Source organism: Paenibacillus sp. H1-7 (assembly GCF_022354825.1).
GTDB lineage: Bacteria > Bacillota > Bacilli > Paenibacillales > NBRC-103111 > Paenibacillus_S.
This window is the reverse complement of sequence record NZ_CP031168.1, coordinates 6,715,991-6,738,759: the sequence shown is the minus strand read 5'-3', so window position 1 is coordinate 6,738,759 and position 22,769 is coordinate 6,715,991. Positions and strand designations below refer to the sequence as shown.

Sequence of the window (22,769 nt, the reverse complement as noted above, 5' to 3'; positions counted from 1 at the left end):
CTCGGCCTGTCGTGTCGACGAGGGGGTTGAACTACCTCTGCGCAGGGCCAAAACGCATGCCTGGGATTCGCACGCGTTGGATAATGCGGAACCATGAGGCGAACGGGCGACTCAGCGAAATAGTAGTCCGTCCGCATGCTCCGGACCGAGGATCCGCTAGCGGCTGCCCAGATCCGCCGGCAACTGCGGAACTTGGAGCCTATGCTTCAAAACATACTAAAGGGACCGGTACATACCGGTCCCCCTCTATCTTTGTCCTCCCTGCTGATGAGGGGAGAGGATCATTTTTTTGTAAGTGAGCGGAGCCATCCCGGTGACCTGCTTGAAGGTCCGGTTGAAATGGGTGACGGTCGAATAGCCGACGCGCTCGGAGATGTCGATCATTTTGGCGCTTTCTTCCCGCAGCAGCCTTTGCGCCTCGCGAATGCGCAGCGTGTTGATGTATTCAGGGAAGTGAAAGCCCGTGGAACGTTTGAACAATCGGCTGAGATAATACGGGCTGATGAAGAATTGCGATGAGACCGACTCCAGAGTAAGTGGTTTCGTGTAGTGATCGTTACAGTACTCAATAATTTCGGCCATTTTGCCGCCGAGCGGCTGGGGAGTGACCTGACTGGATTCTTGGCTTATGCGGGACAGGAACAGCAGCAGCTGCACAAGCAGCGCTTCGCAAAATACCGATCGGCCGGGAAGCGCCGCATCGGCGTATTCTTTTTTCATTTGAAACAGCAAGTTTTCGATATAGCTTTGCTGCTGGTTATTGAATGACATAATTTTGCTGCCGGAGCGAAACGGGCTTAACATCAGCTCCAGATCCTCACCCTGAAACCGGCGGAGGAAGCGTTCGGTGAAATAAATGACCGCACGGTCATGACCCAGCTTCCCGCCCTCCAGCGTTTTATGGATGTCATTTTTGTTGACGAATACAACGGAGCCTTTGGTGACGTGATATATATGGTTTTCCAGATAATAGTATCGTTCGCCGCCGAACAAATAATAGATTTCATAAAAATCATGGTAATGGTACATGTCCATGGCGGTATTTTCCGATTGCTTGGAAAAATGAATTTCGAAATCCGACTTCAATGCGGGTTCCCCCCTCCTGGCTAGCATAGCAAAGAGAGTGTCGGACGTGCAAGAGAAAGGAAATTCGGCACCGGCGCCTCGCATTCAACATGAACTTACTAGCGATACGAATCGGATCGGAACTGCGGTCCGTTCATCGCAAGCGCGGAAAGGAGTTACGGGCCATGAACAAATATTTGCTGCGCCTGCTTGGATTCAGCCTGCTGCTGGGGGCACTGCCTACGATTGCCATAGGTCTTGCATCGTATTACGCAGCTACTCAAGATATCGAGCAAAAAGTAAACGAAGGCAACATGCAGCTGCTTCTGCAAACGCAAATGAGGGTGGAGCAGACGCTCAAATCGCTGGAAATGTCGGCAACACAGCTTGCCAACTCGACATTGGTTCAATCCGCCATGAACAGCAGTCTGACCGGGGAGGATTTCATCCAGGTGCGGGAGCTGACGGCGGGACTGACCAATCTGCAGACGACGGCAGTCGTCAAGCAGGCCTACCTGATCAATTTTGATAAGGACTGGGTCGTTACTCTTGGAGCGATGAAGCCGCTCGTCGTCATGGAAAATAAGCAGGAATTTCTCGCTTACGCCTCCCAGCCGGCCAGCATGTTCTGGAGCACCCGGCATTTAGCGGGCACACCGGCTCCGGCAGAGGAAGAATCCGCTCTGGACATACCGGCCCCGGCCGTACAGCGGGAGCAAGCAGCCGGAACTCCCGCCGATACGGTAAGTCTGGTGGAAAAGATTCCGCTGCTTCCGAAGACGAACACGCCGAAGGGGATGCTGGTCGTGCAGCTGTCGGCTGCCGACATCCGCAGCGCTCTCACAGCCAATGACCGGCTGGGCAGCCAATATATTTTGGATGCATCGGGGCAATCGTTTCTGTCGACACCCGAGCAAAAAGCCGCTTACGGCGACATCGACCGTACGGTGAACGGACTTGTGACCCAATCCGGGTCCAAGGAAGGGATTGTGAATGCGGAGCTGAACGGCCATCCTGTCGCCGTCCTGTACCGAACGTCCGGATATAACGGATGGACGTACGTTTCCGTCGTTTCGATCGCCGAAATGACGAAGGATACGAAAAAAATCGGCTTATATACGGCCGCAGCGTGTGCGCTTATATTCCTTGTCGTGCTGCTGATCGGCTATTTCGGGAGCCGGCGCATGTACTCGCCGATTCGCAAGCTGCTTGAGTTTACTCAGCAAATGGACGTCGACTCCGCCCGCACCGGGCCGAAGAGCGACGAGCTTGCCTATATTAAAGAAAGCATCGAGAGTTTGGCCGTATCGAGAACCCGGCTGGAGGAGCAGATGCAGGGGCAATCGGGGCATCTGAAGGAGTTTTTCGTACTCAAGCTGTTTACGGGTCAAATTACCGACGACGATTTCCGGTACCGTTCCCGGTTGTACGGCTTTCCTGCCGAATGGAAGGGTCTCGGCGTGCTCACGCTGCAAATCGATCATTTGCAGGAAACCAGGTACCAGGAGCAGGATCGCGAGCTGCTGCTGTTCGCGATTAACAATATGGTCGGCGAGCTGCTCCCGGCGGAGAGCCGCTTCAGTCCGATTTTGCTGGGATCGTCTCAGGTCACGATGCTGGCGCTGCCAACCGCGGAGCCGGGCGAGGCAAGAGAGAGAATGTACGAGGCGGCTGAGCTAATTAAGGGCAAGGTCGAGCAGTATTTGCAGCTGAAGGTCAGCATAGGCATCAGCAGGCCGTTCTCCCGTTTGTCCGAAACGGTCAAGGCCTACGGTGAAAGCACGGCTGCGTTAAAGAGCAGAATCAGTCTCGGGCCCGACATCATCGTTCATTATGAGGATACCGAGAACAACGACAAGGCCGAATCGGCCGTTTATTCGCATTTGAAGGTGATGGAGGATCAGCTGATCCAGGCGCTGAAGGAAGCGAAGCTGGACAAGGCGGTCGACCTGTTCCATCAGTATTTGGCCTCCGTGCTGAATAAAGACGGACTGACGAACGAGCATCCGATATTGCTGATCCAGCTCATGTCGCGCATATTGCAAATTGTGCAGGACGAGGGGATGGCCGTACGGAAAATCGTCGACGGCGAAGCGGCGGTGGAACGGCTCCTGAAGCTGCAAACCCGCGAGGAGATTGCGCTCTGGTTCCAATCCCGCCTCTTCGCTCCAATCGTGAAGCTGCTTTCGGAAAAAGCGGAAACTCAATACATCAACATCGCCGACCGGATTGTCAAAATGATTCACGACCAGTACGACGGAGAAATCAGCCTCGAATCTTGTGCGGCTGCATTAAATTTTCACCCCGTCTACTTGAGCCGAGTGTTCAAGAAGGAGATGGGCGTTTCCTTCAGCGATTATTTATCCGAATACCGGATGAATAAGGCTAAGGAAATGCTGGAAACGACGACGATGAAAATATCCGAAATCGGGGAAAAGCTGCAGTATAAAAATATAAGCGCCTTTATACGCACCTTTCGCAAAACGTTCGGTACGACGCCAGGCCAATACAGAGAGCAGCTGGAACAAAACCGGGAGTAGCTCCCGGCGCAAGGGGCAATCCGTTTTGCAGAAAAAAAGGGTACTTTCGGCCGTAAGGAAACGGAGCCGAGGTAGCCCTTTTTTTATCGTAATAGAGTGGTAACCTCGAAGTACTCTAATAGGAGCTTTTCGCATCGTTGGCAGACAGGTACGGGCCGAGAGAAAGGATTGCGCCCTGCACCCTGATGGCTACCGGCATTCGACCGGAACCGACACTATGCTGCAATTAACGCGTCTCGGATTCGAGGTTTTGTGCTGCAGATAAGGAGGCTCCATATGCCCACATAGCAGCCGAGAAACCAACAAGACATTACCAGCCGCAAGGTTATCCGAAGCGTACGGCAAGGTTGCGTACAAGCTATGCCCCTGCGCAGAAACCCCGTCATTCCGGGCTTTACGGCAATGGAGCATGCAGAGAGTTATATGCCGGATATAGCATGCCACTTCCTCCTGTCGGATAATGAGAGCCATAAACAGAGATGGAGGGAAGGACATGAAGATGGATTCGGCATTGCCGGCCGGACAGCGGCGCACGGCGCAGATTCGATACCGGCCGGCTCATGCGCGGCTGCGCAATATCCTCCGGGACAAATGGCTTTATTTCATGCTGCTGCCGGGAGTCGCTTATTTTATCATTTTCAAATATGTACCGATGTACGGGATCGTCATGGCATTTCAGGATTATAAGCCGTACCTTGGCTTCATGAACAGCCCTTGGGTGGGGCTGAAGCATTTCGAGCGCTTCTTTAGCGAGCCGCAATTTTGGATGCTGTTCCGCAATACGGTGCTGCTCGCGCTGTACAACTTAATTTTCTTTTTCCCGCTGCCGATCGTATTGGCTCTGATGCTGAACGAGATCAGGCTGGAGCGGTTCAAACGGTTCATCCAGACGCTGGTGTATGTTCCCCATTTCGTCTCGTGGGTTGTCGTCGTCGGGATTTTCTATATGCTGCTGACGACGGAGAACGGGATTGTCAACGAGCTGATCTTCCGGCTGACAGGGGAGAAGATCGCCTTCCTGTTGGAGCCGGAATGGTTCCGGACGATGATCGTCACTCAATCCATATGGAAGGAAGTCGGCTGGGGCACGATTATTTTCCTCGCGGCTTTATCCGGCGTCGATATGCAGCTGTACGAAGCGGCACGCATGGACGGGGCCGGACGCTGGCGTCAGCTGTGGCATATTACGCTTCCTGCCATCCGCAGCACGATTGTCATTTTGCTGATTCTGCGTCTCGGCAACTTTCTGGATTCGGGCTTCGAGCATATATTCCTTATGCTGGCTCCGACCAACCGCGAGGTAGGGGAAGTATTCGATACGTACGTGTATGTCAAAGGCTTGACTCAGGCGCAATACAGCTACAGCGCAGCGGTAGGCTTGTTCAAGTCCGCCGTAGGACTCGTACTGGTGCTGGGATCGAACTGGCTGGCCAAAAAATTCGGACAAGAGGGCGTCTACTAGTACGCCCTGGAAAGGAGATCGACGGATTATGACCTATGATAAAACGTTAGGGAACCGGATCATCGACTGGACCATTTACGTCGTCCTCACCGTTATTGCACTGGTTTGCGTGGTGCCGTTCCTGTACGTGCTTGCCGTTTCGTTCACCAGCCCTCATGAAGTGGCCAAAGGCGGAATCATTTTGTTCCCCAAAGAGTGGTCGTTTGCCGCTTACGAATATATATTCTCCACTGATACGCTGCTGCGAAGCATGCTGGTATCGATCTACATCACCGTTGTAGGAACGATCATTAACCTGCTGTTCACCGCTTTGATGGCGTACCCGCTGGCCAAGCCGCATCTGGAAGGGCGGCGCATCATCCTTCTCGGCGTACTGTTCACGATGCTGTTCGGGGGCGGTCTCATTCCTACCTACTTCGTTGTCAAAAATTTGCATTTGACCAACACGCTGTGGTCGCTTATGATTCCAAGCGCGATCAGCGCGTTCAATCTGATCGTATTGAAGAACTTTTTCTCGCAGATTCCCGACGGTCTGGAGGATTCCGCCAAAATCGACGGGTGCAACGATCTCGGCGTTCTGTTTCGGATCGTGCTTCCGCTGTCGATGCCGGCTATGGCGACGTTCTCGCTGTTTTATGCGGTCGCGCATTGGAATCAATTTTTTAACGCCGTCCTGTATATCAACGACAATACGAAATGGCCGATTCAGGTTTTGATGCGGGAGATCGTCATCTTGGCGCAAAGCCGCATCGGCGATACAAGCATTGATGAAGCAAGCATTCAGCCTTTGACGATCCGCATGGCGGTCATCGTATTCGCAACGCTGCCGATTTTGATTGTGTATCCGTTTTTGCAAAAGCATTTTACCAAGGGTGTAATGCTAGGCTCAGTGAAAGGATAGGTGGGGGACGATGACGATGATGTCGCGAACAAATCCGGATCCGGCTATGGCAGATCCGCAGCGTTGGGCCCGGCAGTTCATGGATCGATACCGGCAGCCGGACGGAGGCGGCTTTCTGACGAAGCGCTGGCATTACGAGAACGGATGCTTTTTGCGCGCGCTGGAGCTTTGCTGCAAGGCAACCGGCGATGAATCGTATGCCCGGTTTATTAAAGAAATGATGGATCTGTTCGTCCAAGACGACGGTACGATTCTTCATTACAAAGCAGCGGATTATAACCTCGATCAAATCAACCAAGGAAAGCTGTTGTTCTTCCTTCTGGACACGACGGGAGAGCCTAAATATGCCCGGGCTGTAGCGCAGCTCATGACGCAGCTGCAGTCGCATCCCCGTACGGAACAGGGAGGCTTCTGGCATAAAAAAGGGTACGCGCACCAAATGTGGCTCGACGGCTTGTATATGGCGGCGCCTTTCATGGCGCGGTACGCCGGCGTGACAGGCGACAGAGGCTGGCTGAATGAAGCGGCCAAGCAGCTCACGCTCGTCTACGAGAAGACGCGTGATCCGCACAACGGCCTGCTTCGCCATGGCTGGGATTCGTCCGGTCAGCAGCAGTGGTCCGACCCGGTCACGGGGCGATCGCCGCATGTCTGGAGCCGCGCGATGGGCTGGTACATGATGGCGTTGGTCGATGTGCTGGAATGGATGCCGGAGGAGCATTCGGAGCGGGGCACATTGAGCCGGATGCTGCAGCAGCTGGCCGAAGCGCTGGTGAAGGTCCAAGGGCCTGTCACCGGCCTGTGGCCGCAGGTTCTCGACCAAGCCGGACGGGAAGGCAATTACCTGGAATCTTCGGGCACGTCGATGTTTTGCTATGCCTTCGCCAAAGGCAGCAGAATGGGGATTTTATCCCCTGAATACAAGCAAGCGGCCAAGAACGGGTACCAAGGCTTGCTCGACCATCTGGTCGTCTTGGACGAGTCAGGGCTGCTGCATTTGACGCACTGCAACAGTGTGGCGGGGCTAGGAGGCAGCCCGTACCGGGACGGCTCCTACGGCTATTACATCGGCGAGGCGGTCGTTCAGGACGATCCGAAGGCGGTGTCGCCTTTTATTATGGCGGGCGTTGAATTGAAGTACACTAAATAAAAACGGAGGGGTTCAACGATGAAAAAGAAGCAAGCAGCCATGACCATGAGTACCGTACTATTGCTGTCGTCCATACTGGCGGCATGCGGCGGGGACAAGCAAGCGCAAGGGGATAAGCAAGGAGCGGCGGGAGGCAACGCTCCATACCCGTTAACAATGGTAGTCAACCAGGTCGGCGAAATTCCGCCCAAGGACAACGAGATCGAAAAAGCGATCAAGGCTTACACGAATACCGATTTGCAAATTCAGTGGATTCCGACATCGAGCTATGACGAGAAAGTCAACGTAATGATTGCATCCAACGAGCTGCCGAAGCTGATGAAGCTGAACTACACGGCTACGATCGTCGGGGCTTTGAAATCGGATATTTTCTGGGAAATCGGTCCGTACTTGAAAGATTATAAAAACTTGTCGGCTCAAAACCAGCAATTTTACGATAATATCTCGGTCAACGGCAAAATTTACGGCGTGCCTCTATTCCGCGAGCTGGGCCGGGCTGTCATCCATTACCGGAAGGACTGGTTCGACGCAGCCGGCGTTCAGGTGCCGAAAACGTTGGACGACTGGTACAACGTCATCAAGGCGATGACGCAGGGCGATCCGGATAAAAACAGCAAGAACGATACGTACGGCTTCATGCTGGACAAAAAATACAATCAGGACGCGGCTTCCACGTTGACCCGTCTGTCCGTAGCCCAAGGCGGACCGAACAAATGGCAGGTGGACGCAAGCGGAAGCTTCGTGCCGGAATTTATGACGACACCATTCTTCGATACGATGAAGCTGTTCCGCAAGCTGTATGAAGAAAAGCTGATCAACCAGGACTTCGCGGTGGTCGATGCGACGGAAATCGATAAAGCGTATGAGTCCGGCCGTACCGCCATCCGTATTTCCGGAGGCAATGCTCAAAGTATTCAAGATAAGCTCGTGAAGGTAGTGCCGACGGCTGTCGTAGACGCGGCGGCCATAGAAGGCCCGAACGGCAGAAGACTGCCTGGAGAGAGCGGCAATGCCGGCTTCCTGGCGATTCCTAAGCAATCGGTTAAATCCGTGGACGAGCTGAAGCAAGTACTGGCGTTCGTAGACAAATTAATGGACCCGCAAATGGCGACTTTATTGGTCAAAGGCGTCGAAGGCAAGCATTGGGAGGATAAAGGAGACGTAACCGTTCCGCTCGATCCTGCGGCAGATGCCAAAGAAGTGAAGCCGTACCGGGATACGCTTCCTCAACGCGGCGAAAGCTACAACATTGCCAAGCCGATGAAGCAGACGGATCTGTTCCGCAAAAACGGCCAAATTACGAAGGACAACGAGAAATATATCGTAGCAAACCCGGCTCTGACGCTTGATTCCGCGACCTATTCGGAGCGAGGCAAGGAGCTGGAGCAGATGATAAGCGATGCGCAAACAAAGTTCATCATGGGCAAAATCGACGAGGCAGGCTGGAAAGCCGAGGTCGAGAAATGGAAAAAAGCCGGCGGCGACAAGCTGGCTCAAGAGTATAAAGAAGCCTACGAGAAAAGCAAGAAAAAGTAAAAAGAAACCGGCCAGCCGAGCACAGGCAGCGGTCGTGCTAGAGGGACTGCTGCAGCATCTCCAGCCGATCCATTAGCACAAGAGCCACGCATTCCTCGTCAAGGGGAACGCGTGGTTTTTCCATCCAAGCAGCTCATTAAACAAAGCAGACAAATTATCGCAAGAATGGATGGATTCGGACAACAATGCATGAAGTTTTTTGTACATGCATCTTTTATAATGGATGGGGCTTTGCACTTTGCATAGAGACGCTGATCCCAAGTTGAAATCTTTAGTAAAGCGGGGGAAGAGAAGATGAATTCATGTATTTGGTTCAACCGTCCGGCAGACGACTGGAACGAAGCGCTGCCTGTAGGAAACGGCCGGCTGGGCGGGATGGTTTTCGGACAAGTGGACAAGGAACGGATTCAGCTGAACGAGGATACGGTTTGGTACGGCGGACCTAGCGACCGCAATAACCCGGATGCGCTGCGGCATCTTCCTGTCATACGCCAGCTTTTGTTTGAAGGAAGATTGGCGGAAGCCCACAGACTGGCTGAGACGGCTTTCTCGGGAACGCCTGCCAGTCAGCGGCATTACATGACCGCGGGCGATTTGCTGATCATGTTTGAAGGTCATGCAGGGGCCGTCGGCAATTACCGCAGAGAGCTTGATTTGAACACGGCTATCACTGCTACGGCCTATGAGCTGGGCGGGTATCAATATAAACGCGAGACGTTCGCAAGCTATCCGGACGGGATCATGGTGATCCGAATAGAGACGGATAACCCGGAAGGTATTTCCTTTTATTCCCGGTTCGACAGGAAGAAAGCCAAATATATGGACGGGGCCTCCAAAGCGGGAGATAACGCGATCGTACTCCGCAACAGCTGTTACGGCACGGGAGGCACGGACTATGTCATGATGGTCCGGGCACTTACAGAGGGCGGAACCACGCAAACTATCGGAGAGCATTTGCTGGTTCAAGGGGCGACAACGGTCACTTTGCTGCTGGCCGGAGCCACCACATTCCGGTATGCCGATCCGGAGCAGGCTTGCACGGAGCTGCTAAACCTTGCAGAAGCCAAGTCTTACGAGGCAATGCGTCAAGCGCATATTGCCGATTACCAGGCGCTGTACAACCGGGTTACGCTGCAACTTGCCGACACACAGCAGCAGGATGTTGAGAAGCTGTCGACGCCGGAAAGATTGGAGCGGGTGAAGCAGGGACACGACGACCATGGGCTGATGACGCTCTACTTTCAATTCGGCCGTTATTTGCTCATAGCGAGCAGCCGTCCGGGTTCTCTCCCCGCTAATTTGCAGGGGATATGGAACGACCTTATGCTGCCGCCTTGGGACAGCAAGTATACGATCAATATTAATACACAGATGAACTATTGGCATGCGGAGACATGCAACCTGACTGAGTGTCACGAGCCTTTGTTCGAGCTCATCGAGAGGATGCGGGAGCCGGGAAGGCGGACGGCGCAAGCGATGTACGGCTGCCGTGGCTTTGTCGCTCACCACAACACCGATATTTGGGCCGATACGGCGCCGCAGGACATTTATTTGCCGGCCACCTACTGGACAATGGGAGCGGCGTGGCTATGTCTCCACTTGTGGGAGCATTACTTGTTCACAGGAGACCGGGAGTTTCTTGCCAAAGCTTACGAGACGATGAAGGAGTCGGCGCTGTTCTTCCTCGATTTCCTTGTGGAGGACGACAAGGGCCGTCTGGTGACTTCTCCGTCCGTATCTCCGGAAAACCGGTACATGCTGCCTAACGGACAATCCGGCACGTTATGCTACGGGCCATCGATGGATAATCAAATATTGGCCGAGCTGTTCACAGGCTGCATTGAAGCCAGCCGGCTGCTGGAGACCGACGAGGAATTCGCCGGACAGCTGCGCGAAGCATTAAGTAGACTGCCGCAAATCCAAATCGGCAAGCACGGGCAAATTCAAGAATGGCTGGAGGATTACGAGGAAAAGGATCCAGGTCACCGCCATATTTCCCATTTGTTCGCCCTGCATCCGGGGAGCGCGATTGATCCTGCCACAACACCGGAGCTGGCTGCAGCTGCTGCACGGACGCTTGAACGAAGGCTAGCAAACGGAGGAGGCCATACCGGCTGGAGCCGGGCATGGATCATTAACTTCTTGGCGCGATTGGGGAATGGAGAGCAAGCTTATGACAATGTCACGGCATTGCTGAGCAAATCAACGCTGAACAACTTGTTCGACAATCATCCGCCGTTTCAAATCGACGGCAATTTCGGCGGGACGGCGGGCATTGCCGAGATGCTGCTGCAAAGCCATGCCGGAGCCATTCATTTGCTGCCTGCGCTGCCATCCGCATGGCAAAGCGGATCCGTGAGCGGATTGCGGGCGCGGGGCGGATTTGAAGTTGCGCTGGAGTGGGAACGCGGAGAGCTGAAGCAGGCTTCCGTGACGGCGATCCATGGCGGACTATGCCGCCTGCGAGCGTCCTGGAGCATTCGCGTCCTGGATTCGAACGGGAACGCCGTAGCGGCAGAGCGAAACGGTGATATCTTTCAGTTCGAAACGAATCCGTCACATTCCTATACGGTAGTAAGAGACTAATTAATTTGCAGACGGAACTAGAACTAGGGCCCCTTGTCCCGCCTGTTCGAGCCGAGTGGAATAAAATGGCCAGCAAAATAAGACGACTACGCCGCCATTTTAGCAAAAAACGTAAAGTTTCTTACAATGAAATATGCTATGTTTGGTTATATCCAAGCAGCTATGCATGAGGAGGAAAGCACTTTGAGTACGATTTGGTCCGTAGCAATGGCAGAGTCTTTTATGAGAAAATATCCGATTGTATCCGACATGCCTTTCCAAAAAAGAAGAAGCTGGAATTATGAAAACGGATGCGCGCTGACGGCTATGGAACGGCTGTGGCGGACAACCGGAGACGACAAATACTACCGGTATATTAAAGAAAATATGGATCTGTTTATCCGCGAGGATGGAACGATCGCTACCTATGAGCTGAACGAGTACAACGTCGATCAGATCAATCAGGGTAAATCGTTGTTCCTGCTGTACAAGCAAACCGGCGAGGAAAAGTACAAGAAAGCCATCGAGCTTCTGGTCACCCAGCTGAAAAGCCATCCGCGGACAAGCGAGGGCGGCTTGTGGCATAAGAAAATTTACCCGTTCCAAATGTGGCTGGACGGCGTGTACATGACTTCCCCGTTTCTGGCCGCTTACGGGCAAATGTTCGATGAGGCGGAATGGTACGACGATATCGCGAACGAAATTTTGCTGATGGAGAAGGTATCGCGCGATCCGGCTACAGGACTCTTGTATCACGGCTGGGACGAAACGAGAGAAGAACGCTGGGCTAACAAGGAAAACGGCTGCTCGCCGCATTTCTGGGGACGGGCCATCGGCTGGTATGTCATGGCGATTGTCGACGTGCTGGATTACTTGCCGCTCGATCATCCGAAGCGCGGACAGATCGTGGGCATTTTCCACAGGTTGGCCGGAGCGATCATGCGCGTGCAGGATCAGGAATCGGGCCTCTGGTACCAGGTGCTGGATCACGGAGACCGCAAGGGCAATTATTTGGAAGCGTCGGGCTCTGCGATGTTTGTATGCGCTTTAGCCAAAGGCGCGCGCAAAGGCTATTTGGGCAAAGACGCCTTGCAGGCCGCAAGAAGGGGACATGCCGGATTAGTAGAGCGCTGTGTCGGCAAGGACGAGAACGGGGATTATTATCTGGATCATATTTGCAGTGTTGCCGGTCTTGGCAATAGACCGTACCGCGACGGCTCCTATGCTTACTACATCAGCGAGCCGACCCGGAGAGACGATCCGAAGGGCTCTGCGCCTTTCATTATGGCATGTCTGGAAATCGAGGCAATGGAATCGGCACTCTAATCCGAGGAGGTATGCAAATGGAATGGAACCCGGACGAGTATCTTCGCAAGCTGTACGAAACCCGCTCGCAGACGCTTGACTTTAAGGCCAAGACGGCAGACCAATGGAAGGAATGGCGGACGGAGCTAAGGGAGAAATTCGTGGATGCGTTGGGCGGCTTCGGCGATATGTACTCCAAGCCCGAGGCCACAGTCATCGAGCGTGTGGAGTACGACGATTACATTCGTGAGCGGATCGAGCTCAGGACGGCGGATTCGCTCGTCATGCCGACGTACCTGCTTCTGCCCAAGGGCAGGCAGGGCAAGCTTCCTGTAGTAGTCGGGTGCCACGGGCACGGCTACGGGAGCAAATCGGCCGTCGGGCTGCTGCCGGACGGGAGTGAAGCGAACGATGATCCGAACGTTCACCGTAAGTTCGGAATCGCGCTTGTTAGAAGAGGCTTCGCCGTCGTCATACCGGAGCTGATAGGCTTTGGCGACCGCAAGCTGGAGAACGAGGCCGTCGTGAACCGCGATTCGAACTCGTGCTTTCCGATCAGCGTCTATCTGATGATGCTCGGCAAGACGACCGCCGGCATCCGGATTCAGGAGACGATGGCGGCGATTGGCTATGCTGCGGAGCGGGAAGAGCTGGATGCGTCCCGGATCGGCATCTTCGGCCTTTCAGGCGGAGGTCTGGTGGCGGCATTCACCGCCGCACTGGATGAACGGATTCGGGCTGCCGTCGTCAGCTGCTATACGAATACGTTTCTGGACAGCATCCTGTACCGCCGCCACTGCATAGACAATTACATCCCCGGCATACTTCGTTATGCGGAGATGCCGGATCTGGTCGGCCTGATCGCTCCGCGGCCTCTCTTCATCGAAGCGGGGCAGCATGACGAGCTGTTCCCTCTGCATGGAACGGAGAAGGCGATCGCGCGATTGCAGCAAATTTATGGAGTCGCAGACGCTGCTGAAGGGCTCGACTATCATTTGTTCCCCGGCGGGCATGAGATTTGCGGCGACCGGTCTTATGCATGGCTGGAGCGGCAGCTGCAGGTTCAGTCTTAAGCTTAAAAGCGGTTGAACGGGGGTTTCCCTTCTCAGCCGCTTTTTCTTTTTTTGCTATAATGCACAGACGGTGATCGGTCGATATAAAGGGTATCCATTAAGTTCAAAGGTCGTGAGCACATAATGATCCAATGCCCTAAATGCCTTAAGCCTATCAAGATTCAACAGAAAGCCTGTCCTTCCTGTGGCGAAATCTTCAAGCAGTCGGTTGCAGAGAAATTCGATCAGCTCGCCTACTCTGTAGAAATCGCCCTTAAAAAAGAATTAGAGGCAAGAAAACGGAGACATTAAGCTAACCATTCCCCAGGGAATGTTCAGATAAGGTTGTCCCCTCCATATCGTAATCCATAGGAAGATAGCTTGCCTGAGTCAGATGACCGTCCTAGAAAAGGGCGGTTTTTGCCATTCCCTTAAGCAGATTGTGTTCTAAGGAAGCAGCACGTTGCTCAGCATAGAACAAGAGAGGGAATGGGTGTGGGGTGGAGGAACGGCAGCGACCGCCTTTGAAGCTCGTGTTTCTACCTCAGTAAGCGTGTAATTCAAAGGAACACAACTTCAACAGCGGCCGGAATCCCATACCCAAAATTCCCTCTCTACGCACAAACGTTCATTGTACACTAAGGACTTTGTAGAGTTATTTTGTGCTCCTGGAGCCGTAACATTTTCCGTCTTGACAGATAAGCATCGGCGGAATATATTGGTTATACCACTTCCGTGTGCGCACACGAAACCATCGTATTCGTCGCGGAATGATTTTTTACACCAATGCGGCATTTATGAAATTCAGCCGGATACATCGCAGCAGTCACCTCAGGAGGAACAATGGGAGTTACGATTAAAGACATCGCTGTCATTTGCGGAGTGTCTCCCGGTACCGTGGATCGCGCTCTGAATGGCAGGCCGGGAATCAGCGAGAAGACCAAGGCCAAAATTTTGAAGGTTGCCGGAGAGATGAATTATCAGCCGGATTATATGGCGAGAAGCCTCGCGAGGGGAAGGACGATGACGATTGGCGTCGTGCTGTTCGACTTGTACAACCGCTCCTTCGCCCAGTTGATGAATGCGATAGAAGCCGCATCCCGCAGTCAAGGCTATTTTGTCGATCTGGTGCTTACAGGCAAGGATCCCGACAACGAGAGAAAATGCATTGAGCATTTGATCCAACGCAAGGTGGATGGTATCATCTTGTTCCCGATCAATGAAGGAGAAGCGTTCGACGACTATTTGCAAAGTCTCGGCATTCCCATTATCACCATATGCAACTATGTCTCCGATCACTGGACTTATATCGGTATCGACGACCGTCAAGCGATGAAAGAGGCGGTTCAATATATTCGCTCTCGCGACTATGAGCGGTTTGTTTATATATGCCCCCCGCTTTCCTACAAGGGAATGACGAACATTTACACGCAGGAGCAAAGGCTTCAAGGCTGTCTGGAAGGTCTTGCCGAGAGCGGAATGAACGAACCGCCTGTTATCATAACGGACAAAGACTACATCGGCGCTCTCAGCAGAATGGAGCTTGCCGACGGCTCGGGCAAAACCGCTATCGTCTGCTCTTGCGACAGCTACGCTCTGGAGGTGCTGAACCATTTGAAAAGCAGAGGGCTGCGCGTGCCGGACGATGTCGGCCTTATGGGCTTCGATAACATCGATGTGCTGAAGTATGTGACTCCTTCTTTATCCACCGTGGAATATGCGGTAGAGGAGTTCGGCCTGCAAGCCGTCGAATGCCTGGTCGAACAGATCGAACAAGGCACCTCCAGGAAGGTTCCTTTGCTTCCTTACCAGATCATTACCGGACATTCGATATGATCCGGCAGCTTTTTTTGGTTATAACCGTGTGCGCACACGAGGCCGGATGCGGCAGCGCACGCACTTTTTTTAAGATATTTTCGTGTGCGCACACGGTCTATTATAAATACGATAATAGAGAGGATGTAGCGAGCAATGAGCAGCTTTAAGAAGGCGAACATGATTCTCGACAAAGACTTTATTATTTCTACTATCGACAAACGGATTTATGGATCGTTCGTCGAGCATTTGGGACGCTGTGTCTATGAGGGCATTTACGAGCCCGACCATCCGCTTGCAGACGAGCAGGGGTTCCGTAAGGATGTCATCGAATTGGTGCAGCAGCTGAATGTGCCCTTGGTCCGCTATCCCGGCGGTAATTTCGTATCAGGCTACAATTGGGAGGACGGTGTAGGACCGAAGGAGAACCGGCCGAGAAGGCTGGAGCTGGCGTGGAGAACGATCGAGACGAACGAAGTCGGGACGAACGAATTCGCCGACTGGGCGAGAAAAGCCAACACCGAAGTCAATATGGCCGTAAACCTCGGAACGCGCGGTATCGACGCCGCACGGAATCTGGTCGAATACTGCAATCATCCGTCCGGCTCCTACTGGAGCGATCTGCGGATTTCCCACGGCTACAAGCAGCCGCACAAATTCAAGACATGGTGCCTGGGTAATGAAATGGACGGCCCATGGCAAATCGGCCACAAAACCGCCGATGAGTACGGACGCATTGCCGTCGAGGCTGCGAAAGTGATGAAGTGGGTCGATCCGACGATTGAGCTTGTAGCATGCGGCAGCTCAAGCCGGGCGATGAAAACCTTCGCCGATTGGGAGGCGACCGTGCTCGATCATACCTATGATCACGTAGAGTATATTTCGCTGCATACGTACTATGCGAACCGGGATAACGATACGGCTAACTTCGTGGCCCGATCGCTGGACATGGACCAGTTCATCCGTTCCGTAACCGCCATTTGCGACTATGTCAAAGCAAAGAAGCGAAGCAAGAAGACGATCAACTTGTCCTTCGACGAGTGGAACGTATGGTACCATTCCCACGATGCGGACCGGAAGCTGGAGCCTTGGCAGATCGCTCCGCCACAGCTGGAGGACGTGTATACGTTCGAAGACGCGATTCTCGTCGGTTGTATGCTGATCACGCTGCTGAAGCATTCCGACCGGGTCAAGATCGCCTGCATGGCGCAGCTCGTCAACGTTATCGCTCCGATCATGACGGACAAAGGGGGAGAAGCGTGGAAGCAGACGATATTCTATCCGTACATGCATGCGTCCGTATACGGACGAGGCGTTGCGCTGAATCCTATCGTCCATTCGCAGAAATATGACAGCAAAGACTTCACGGATGTCCCATATTTGGAGTCTACGGCGGTATACAATGAGGAGAGCAATGAGCTTACGATCTTTGCCGTGAACCGCGACTTGAACGAACCGCTGCTGCTGGAGTGCGATATCCGCAGCTTCCAGGGATACCGAGTCGTAGAGCATATCGTATTAGAGAACGACGACGTGAAGGCGAGAAACACGAAGGAGCATCAAGGGCGCGTAGCTCCGCACAGCCGGGGAGACGCCGAAGTGAAGGACGGTCGCGTCGTATCTATGCTTCCGAAGTTTTCATGGAATGTCATCCGGCTGGCGAAACAGCAATAGCCATAATGAACCACTAATTAAGAATGACCACAGAGACAAGTCCCTGACGGCGGCTTGTCTTTTAGTTTTGCAGATAAAACCAATATATATCATAAAATCCATATATTGACTGAAAGTTCGTGAGCATGATACTCTAATGTTGCCCGAACCTAGAAGCTATGCTTACATCGTCACATCAACGATCCTCCCACAGACGCAGTTATCTTCCGACCGCAGACAGACCATCACTCATGAATCCTGCCCCAGTATTTTGTACATTGCTCATGATGCCTGAAACTAGCCTTTTAAAGGAGGTGATGCCCTCTTCTAAACGCAAGCGGTTTTCGTTTTGAAAGCGCATTATTTATCATGTGACCCTTAAAGGAGGAATCATTGTGAGAACGAAGCTCAAAACCATGTTAGCTATGTTTACGCTTGTCTTTGCTTTGGCTGCAGGCAGTGCGCAAGCAGCCAGCCCTGTTATGGACTACTGGTCTTATATTTACAACAATGACTCGTATCTTGAAGCGGAGGCGTACACCTCGTACGAGGGCTGTGACGGCGAGTGGTGGGAATGCCAGCTGTACCAGGCCGGCGTAGAAATGACCGTGTATGAGGATAACGTACAAATATGGAACAGCATGGACGTAAGCGATAGTGGCAGCAGCTGGGCTGTCGTATCGACGATCTGGAGCATTCCAGTCGATAGCAGCAAAGCTTACCATTCTACGGCATACCATTGGTCGGAAGGCTCCTACTTCTCATGGGGAACGACGACGACCAGCTCGTTCTAACCTTGACCGCAGCAGAACGGAATACCCTATCTTCTATCCATGGGAGGAATATAGATGAAGCCGAAATATAAAACGATAGCAGCCGTGCTTGCTCTCGTCTCTGTCTTGGCGGCCGGCAGTGCGCAAGCGAACCCGACCGCAAGCTACTATTCTTACATGAACAATACCGGCGGTTACATTGATGCCACAGCGTTTACCGGCCTGCAATGCTCCGGCACATGCCAGAACTACAGCGTAGGCGTCGAGGCTACGATCACGGAAGACGGCTGGGCCGTATGGTCGGGGAATACGTCCACCGATACGGACAGCTTTGTCGAAGTGGGTACGACGAATGCAATTCCCGTGCAGGAGAACAAGTTTTACTATCTGACCGCTTGGCATGATGCGCATGCCGACTGGTACAATTTCAGAGAAATGACCTCGGCTGTACTGGATACCCGCCCTTAAGGAAAGTACAGCAGGGGCTCCCTCATTGAAAGAAACTTATTGAAGAGGTACCTCCCGGTCAAAAACGCTCAAACAGGAGAAGCTTATGAAAAAACTGCTCTTGCTGTTCCTTCTCGTCCTAGTGGCCAGCTCTTGCGCGAACCGGGAAGCCGTCAAGCCGATGAATACGGACAAGTCGAAAACATACCGGGTTGGCCTCGGTATGATGGAGAAGCATGCTCTCTACAACCGGGGCTTCACTTTTCAGCTTCAGGAAGGAGAGCCGTTTCGGCCTTCGATACAAATTTTGAACGAGATGCCGGAGACAAATACGTTCGAGCTGTATTTTTTGCTGGATTACAAGCAAACTGCGGTGAGCTACGGAGGCAAGCAGCTGAAGACAATTCGTATGGAAACCGCTCCGAACGGCTCCGGCCAGCTTGATGTGGAGCTAACCGGACTTCCTGCCGGGCGCCATGAGCTGCTGCTCGTCGCCGTGCGCAATCCGGATAAGCCATTGATGACCGATCAGCTGGTTAGTCCGATGGAGACGTATTATTACCGTCGCGCCACCCTGTTGATCGGCAGCGACAAAGTGACGGAGCCGGCGTTTCAGGAAGTGGCTGTAGGGCAGCTCGAAGGAAGCAAGGTCAGAAACGTATTTTTGACCCGACCAAAGCCGACGAGCCTAAACGATATGCTGAAACGGTTCAAGCATGAGCCGGGATCGTCCTATGATCTCCACTTCTTTACGAGGCCGGAGGTAGAGAAGTATGCCGTTACCGCTCTCGTCAATAACGAGCAGGCGGAACAGCCCGTTCATTTTATCCGCAAGACGGAGCGGAAGGAGGGCTTGATCTCCCTGCCCTTTGCCTTCGAGCCGCCAAGCGGAAGGCCGCTCAGCGATCTGACGCTCATCGTGGTGGAGAATCCCTTCGAGAGAATCGACGATGAATCTGGGACCTATACGAAAATTCCATGGATGGTGTACTTCAACAACAAAATAACGGTTGAGTAAGCACCGTACAGGAACGTTGAAACTGTCCTCAAAGCCAGCTCGTTGGCCTTGAGGGCAGTTTTTGTTGTTTAAGGGTTAAGAAGTGTGAAGCTTTCGGAATTGGTCGGGGGTCATGCCGACTGTCTTGCGGAATGTGGCCGTAAAATGGCTGACATCCAAAAAGCCTACGTCTTTGGCGATTTCTTTGATGCTTGTCTGTCTTTGGGCTACGAGAGCCTCCTTCGACTTTTGAATGCGAAGCCGGATCAAGTACGAATAAGGACTGATGCCGAAGGTGCTTCGGAACAATTTGTTCAAATGCTGCGGACTCATATGTACTCGCTGCGCCATCGTATCGAGCGTAATGTTCTCGTCCCGGCACACTTCATCCAGCCAGTTCAGAAGCGGCTTCAACCTTGAGTACAGCCGGGATAGCGAGGTCTGGTTATTCGTTTGGCCGTATTTTTTGAGGCATATCAAAAACTGGTACAGCTCGATCGAGCAATCCAATTCGGAGAAATCCGAATCTATTTTTATTTTGTCCAAAATGCGTTCCAGAATGGTTGCGAGCGGTGATTGTTCTTCCCATTTATACAGGGAGGACAGATGAAGACCAAGCGAAGTCAAGATCGATTGGATCTGGTCTCCGCCGAAGGTGATATACATGGTAGTCCAAACGGGTGTGCGAGCCTCGTAGTAATGAGGAATATGGGGTATAAGCAGAATGCCTTGATTGGTAGGGAGCAGAAACCGTTCGTTGCCGAAAGTGAATTCTCCTTCTCCGTCGATGGTCTGGAGCCAGTGAAAATAAGGATAGCCTTCGTTCCTGTAAATATTTTCCTGATGGGACATTATACCGATGCTTTCAACGTAGAAGGGGAGCTGCTGATCCAAGGCGGACAGCAGGAACATTTTGCGAAAAGATGGGATCGTCATAGCAGAGTCTCCTTTTAATCTCTTTTCTCAATATTCACATTCTCATATATATTCCGAATTATATTATATTTTCAATTCATTTCAAGATCTTATAATAAGAATATGCCACATATCAGGACAGACAGCATGGACCTACCGGAGCGTTTTTTGGGAGGTGGTTGTACCTATTTGTAAACGCTTTATCCTCGCATTTGTTCGTCAATTCAGGTTGAGAAACGTCTTTTCCATTATGAATGTAGGGGGAATAGCCCATGGTCTTCAAAAAATGGATTAGCCTCATCATCATTTCATTATTGCTGTTTACGGCAATCGGATGCAGCAGCCAGCCGGCTGCCAATTCACAGGATCCGGGTACCAAGGGTAAAATCACACTGACTTTATGGTATTGGAACAAATCGATTGATGACGAGCTGTTGGCACAGGCGAGCAAGCAGTTTCCTAACATTGAACTGAAAACGGAAAAAATCGGCGGCGACTTCAAGGCGAAGCTGACGACCACATTGGCTGGCGGAGCCGGCGGTCCCGATATTATAGGCTTGAACACATGGATTGGAGAGTTTTTCCCGAATGCCAACAAATTCGTTAACCTTTACGAGCTGGGAGCCAAGGAGCTGGAGAAGGATTATTTGAAATGGAAATGGAGCCAAGCGGTGACGCCGGACGGGAAGTCTCTCATTGCGCTGCCAATGGATACAGGGCCGACGGCATTGTTCTACCGTCAGGATTTGTTCCAGAAAGCGGGCTTGCCGACGGAGCCGGCTGAAGTGGCGGCCAAATTGAAAACATGGGAAGACTACATAGAAGCGGGTAAAAAGGTGAAGGCGGCTACGAACGCTTATATGACGGATACGATTACAACGGTATTCAGCCAAGCGTTAAGCCAAGGCGATAAGCTGTATTTCGATACGTCAGACAAGTTTATCGGTGATCAGGAGCATGTGAAGAAGGCATGGGATTATGCTGCTGCTGTGCAAAAATTCGATTTGAGCGCCAAGCTCGACCGTTCGACGCCGGAATGGAACGCGGCCCTGAGCAACGGATCGATAGCGTCGTTCGTTGGTGCGGTATGGATGAAGAGCATCTTGAAGGACGCTTCGCCGGATACGGCCGGCAAATGGCGTATCGCCCGTGCTCCGGGAGGAGACGGCAACAACGGCGGATCGTTCATCAGCATACTAAAAACGTCGAAGCATCCGAAGGAAGCTTACGAGGTCATCAAATGGTTAATGAATCCGCAAAATCAGCTGCAATCGTACGTCACGATGGATTTGTTCCCGTCTACGCCGAGCGTGTACAGCGATGCCAAAATGGCTCGTTCGGAAGATTACTTCGGCGGTCAGAAAACGGGAGAAATTTTCTCCAAAACAGCCGAGAATGTCAAGGTTGCTTATCGCGGTCCTAAATTTTCCGTTCCCGACACGGTGTTCCTGAAGGAAGAGCTGCCTCTTATTGAGAAGCAGGGGAAAGATCCGGAGAAGTCGTGGACCGATGCGATAACGAAAATCAAGAAGGAGCTCTCGCGCTAACCGTTAACGGCTGTCAGGGGATTCGCAGGTTAAAGAAGAGTCCCCTTTCTTTTCATGAATCAGCTTATAAAAGGAGGAGGACACCGGTTATGAATAACGCGGAAGCTCCCGTAAGCTCCCGGGCGAGCTACGAATTGAAGAAGGGAAGGCAGCTGTGGCGGGAAATATACCGGAATCGAGCCATCTACCTGTTTATTTCTCCTTTCTATATATTATTTGCCATATTTGGCTTATTCCCGATTGTTTTCTCTCTCTATCTGGCGTTCCACAAATGGGACGGCATCGGCGAGATGGAGTTCGTCGGGTTGAATCAATTCCGTTATTTGCTGGAGGATGCGAACTTCTGGCAGTCGATATGGAATACGCTGCAAATCTGGGCGTTCTCGACGATTCCTATGCTGTTCATGGCGCTGGTTATCGCCTTTATGCTTCATTCGGCGCTTGTGAAATATAAGGACTTTTACCGTATCAGCTTCTTCCTGCCCAATGTCACGTCAATCGTTGCGGTTGCTATTGTCTTCGGTACGCTGTTCGGCAATCGCTACGGCTTCTTGAACTTTATTATTACTTCGTTGGGATTGGAGCCCGTTCAATGGCTGGATTCGCCGTTTTGGATCAAGATCGCCATTTCCTCCATGGTTGTCTGGCGTTGGACAGGGTATAACGCCATCATTTATTTGGCCGGATTGCAGAGCATTCCGAGCGTTTTATACGAGGCTGCACGGATTGACGGGGCAAGCCCTATGCAGACGTTTTTCGGCATCACCATCCCGTTGATCAAGCCGGTCATTTTGTTTACCGTCATCACTTCAACCATCGGCGGCATGCAAATTTTTACCGAGTCTCAAGTATTTATGGGCGATAGCGGAGGACCCGGGGGCGGCGGGATGACGATCGTTCTTTACTTGTATCAGCAGGCGTTCACGAAAAACTTGTTCGGATACGGCTCGGCTGTAGCCTGGGGGCTGTTTGTTATCATCGGGCTGTTCTCGGTGTTGAACTGGGCCATCGTTCAGCGAAGCGGATCAAAGTAACGGAAAGGGGAT

General features: G+C 52.4%; 18 protein-coding genes. 16 read left to right on the top strand and 2 right to left on the bottom strand.

The window, feature by feature from the left end:
• Nucleotides 1–246: 246 nt before the first annotated feature.
• The gene (locus DVH26_RS29765) at nt 247–1,086 is read right to left on the bottom strand and encodes an AraC family transcriptional regulator (protein ID WP_239628575.1); all 840 of its coding nucleotides are present in this window, start codon (nt 1,084–1,086) and stop codon (nt 247–249) included.
• Nucleotides 1,087–1,250: 164 nt separating this feature from the next.
• On the opposite strand from DVH26_RS29765, the gene DVH26_RS29760 reads away from it, so the two are divergent.
• The 14 genes from DVH26_RS29760 (at nt 1,251) to DVH26_RS29700 (ending at nt 19,282) form a co-directional block, all read left to right on the top strand.
• Nucleotides 1,251–3,605, top strand: coding sequence for a response regulator transcription factor (locus DVH26_RS29760; RefSeq protein ID WP_239628573.1), 2,355 nt, complete (start codon nt 1,251–1,253; stop codon nt 3,603–3,605).
• A gap of 493 nt (nt 3,606–4,098) precedes the next feature.
• Entirely contained in the window at nt 4,099–5,067 is a 969-nt protein-coding gene (locus DVH26_RS29755) for an ABC transporter permease (protein WP_239628571.1), read from the top strand.
• A gap of 28 nt (nt 5,068–5,095) precedes the next feature.
• A complete protein-coding gene (locus DVH26_RS29750; protein WP_239628569.1) occupies nt 5,096–5,968 on the top strand; it encodes a carbohydrate ABC transporter permease in 873 nt (290 codons plus the stop codon).
• Nucleotides 5,969–5,984: 16 nt separating this feature from the next.
• Nucleotides 5,985–7,118 carry a glycoside hydrolase family 88/105 protein gene (locus DVH26_RS29745; protein ID WP_239628567.1) on the top strand — a complete coding sequence of 378 codons (1,134 nt, stop codon included), beginning with the start codon at nt 5,985–5,987 and terminating at the stop codon, nt 7,116–7,118.
• Between the two features lie 18 nt (nt 7,119–7,136).
• Entirely contained in the window at nt 7,137–8,654 is a 1,518-nt protein-coding gene (locus DVH26_RS29740; protein WP_239628565.1) for an extracellular solute-binding protein, read from the top strand.
• 294 nt (nt 8,655–8,948) lie between these two features.
• Nucleotides 8,949–11,240: a glycosyl hydrolase family 95 catalytic domain-containing protein gene (locus DVH26_RS29735; RefSeq protein WP_239628563.1), complete on the top strand. Its 2,292-nt coding sequence runs from the start codon at nt 8,949–8,951 to the stop codon at nt 11,238–11,240.
• Nucleotides 11,241–11,423: 183 nt separating this feature from the next.
• On the top strand, nt 11,424–12,545 hold the full coding sequence (locus DVH26_RS29730) for a glycoside hydrolase family 88/105 protein (RefSeq protein ID WP_239628561.1): 1,122 nt from the start codon (nt 11,424–11,426) through the stop codon (nt 12,543–12,545).
• 17 nt (nt 12,546–12,562) lie between these two features.
• Nucleotides 12,563–13,597: an alpha/beta hydrolase family protein gene (locus DVH26_RS29725; protein WP_239628558.1), complete on the top strand. Its 1,035-nt coding sequence runs from the start codon at nt 12,563–12,565 to the stop codon at nt 13,595–13,597.
• A gap of 123 nt (nt 13,598–13,720) precedes the next feature.
• A complete protein-coding gene (locus tag DVH26_RS37400; RefSeq protein ID WP_379462184.1) occupies nt 13,721–13,888 on the top strand; it encodes a zinc ribbon domain-containing protein in 168 nt (55 codons plus the stop codon).
• 531 nt (nt 13,889–14,419) lie between these two features.
• Nucleotides 14,420–15,412 carry a LacI family DNA-binding transcriptional regulator gene (locus tag DVH26_RS29720; RefSeq protein WP_239628557.1) on the top strand — a complete coding sequence of 331 codons (993 nt, stop codon included), beginning with the start codon at nt 14,420–14,422 and terminating at the stop codon, nt 15,410–15,412.
• 135 nt (nt 15,413–15,547) lie between these two features.
• Entirely contained in the window at nt 15,548–17,065 is a 1,518-nt protein-coding gene (gene arfA, locus DVH26_RS29715; RefSeq protein WP_239628554.1) for an arabinosylfuranosidase ArfA, read from the top strand.
• A gap of 374 nt (nt 17,066–17,439) precedes the next feature.
• Nucleotides 17,440–17,838 carry a hypothetical protein gene (locus tag DVH26_RS29710; RefSeq protein ID WP_239628552.1) on the top strand — a complete coding sequence of 133 codons (399 nt, stop codon included), beginning with the start codon at nt 17,440–17,442 and terminating at the stop codon, nt 17,836–17,838.
• A 54-nt stretch (nt 17,839–17,892) separates the two neighbouring features.
• Nucleotides 17,893–18,285, top strand: a complete 393-nt coding sequence (locus DVH26_RS29705) for a hypothetical protein (protein WP_239628550.1) — start codon at nt 17,893–17,895, stop codon at nt 18,283–18,285.
• A gap of 85 nt (nt 18,286–18,370) precedes the next feature.
• Nucleotides 18,371–19,282, top strand: coding sequence for a hypothetical protein (locus tag DVH26_RS29700; protein WP_239628540.1), 912 nt, complete (start codon nt 18,371–18,373; stop codon nt 19,280–19,282).
• Between the two features lie 75 nt (nt 19,283–19,357).
• Here the strand turns inward: DVH26_RS29700 and DVH26_RS29695 are convergent, their stop codons facing one another.
• Nucleotides 19,358–20,197 carry a helix-turn-helix transcriptional regulator gene (locus DVH26_RS29695; protein ID WP_239628537.1) on the bottom strand — a complete coding sequence of 280 codons (840 nt, stop codon included), beginning with the start codon at nt 20,195–20,197 and terminating at the stop codon, nt 19,358–19,360.
• 251 nt (nt 20,198–20,448) lie between these two features.
• Between DVH26_RS29695 and DVH26_RS29690 the strand changes: the two genes are divergently transcribed.
• The gene (locus DVH26_RS29690; protein ID WP_239628535.1) at nt 20,449–21,723 is read left to right on the top strand and encodes an ABC transporter substrate-binding protein; all 1,275 of its coding nucleotides are present in this window, start codon (nt 20,449–20,451) and stop codon (nt 21,721–21,723) included.
• Between the two features lie 152 nt (nt 21,724–21,875).
• Nucleotides 21,876–22,757, top strand: a complete 882-nt coding sequence (locus DVH26_RS29685) for a carbohydrate ABC transporter permease (RefSeq protein ID WP_239635537.1) — start codon at nt 21,876–21,878, stop codon at nt 22,755–22,757.
• Nucleotides 22,758–22,769: the final 12 nt, after the last annotated feature.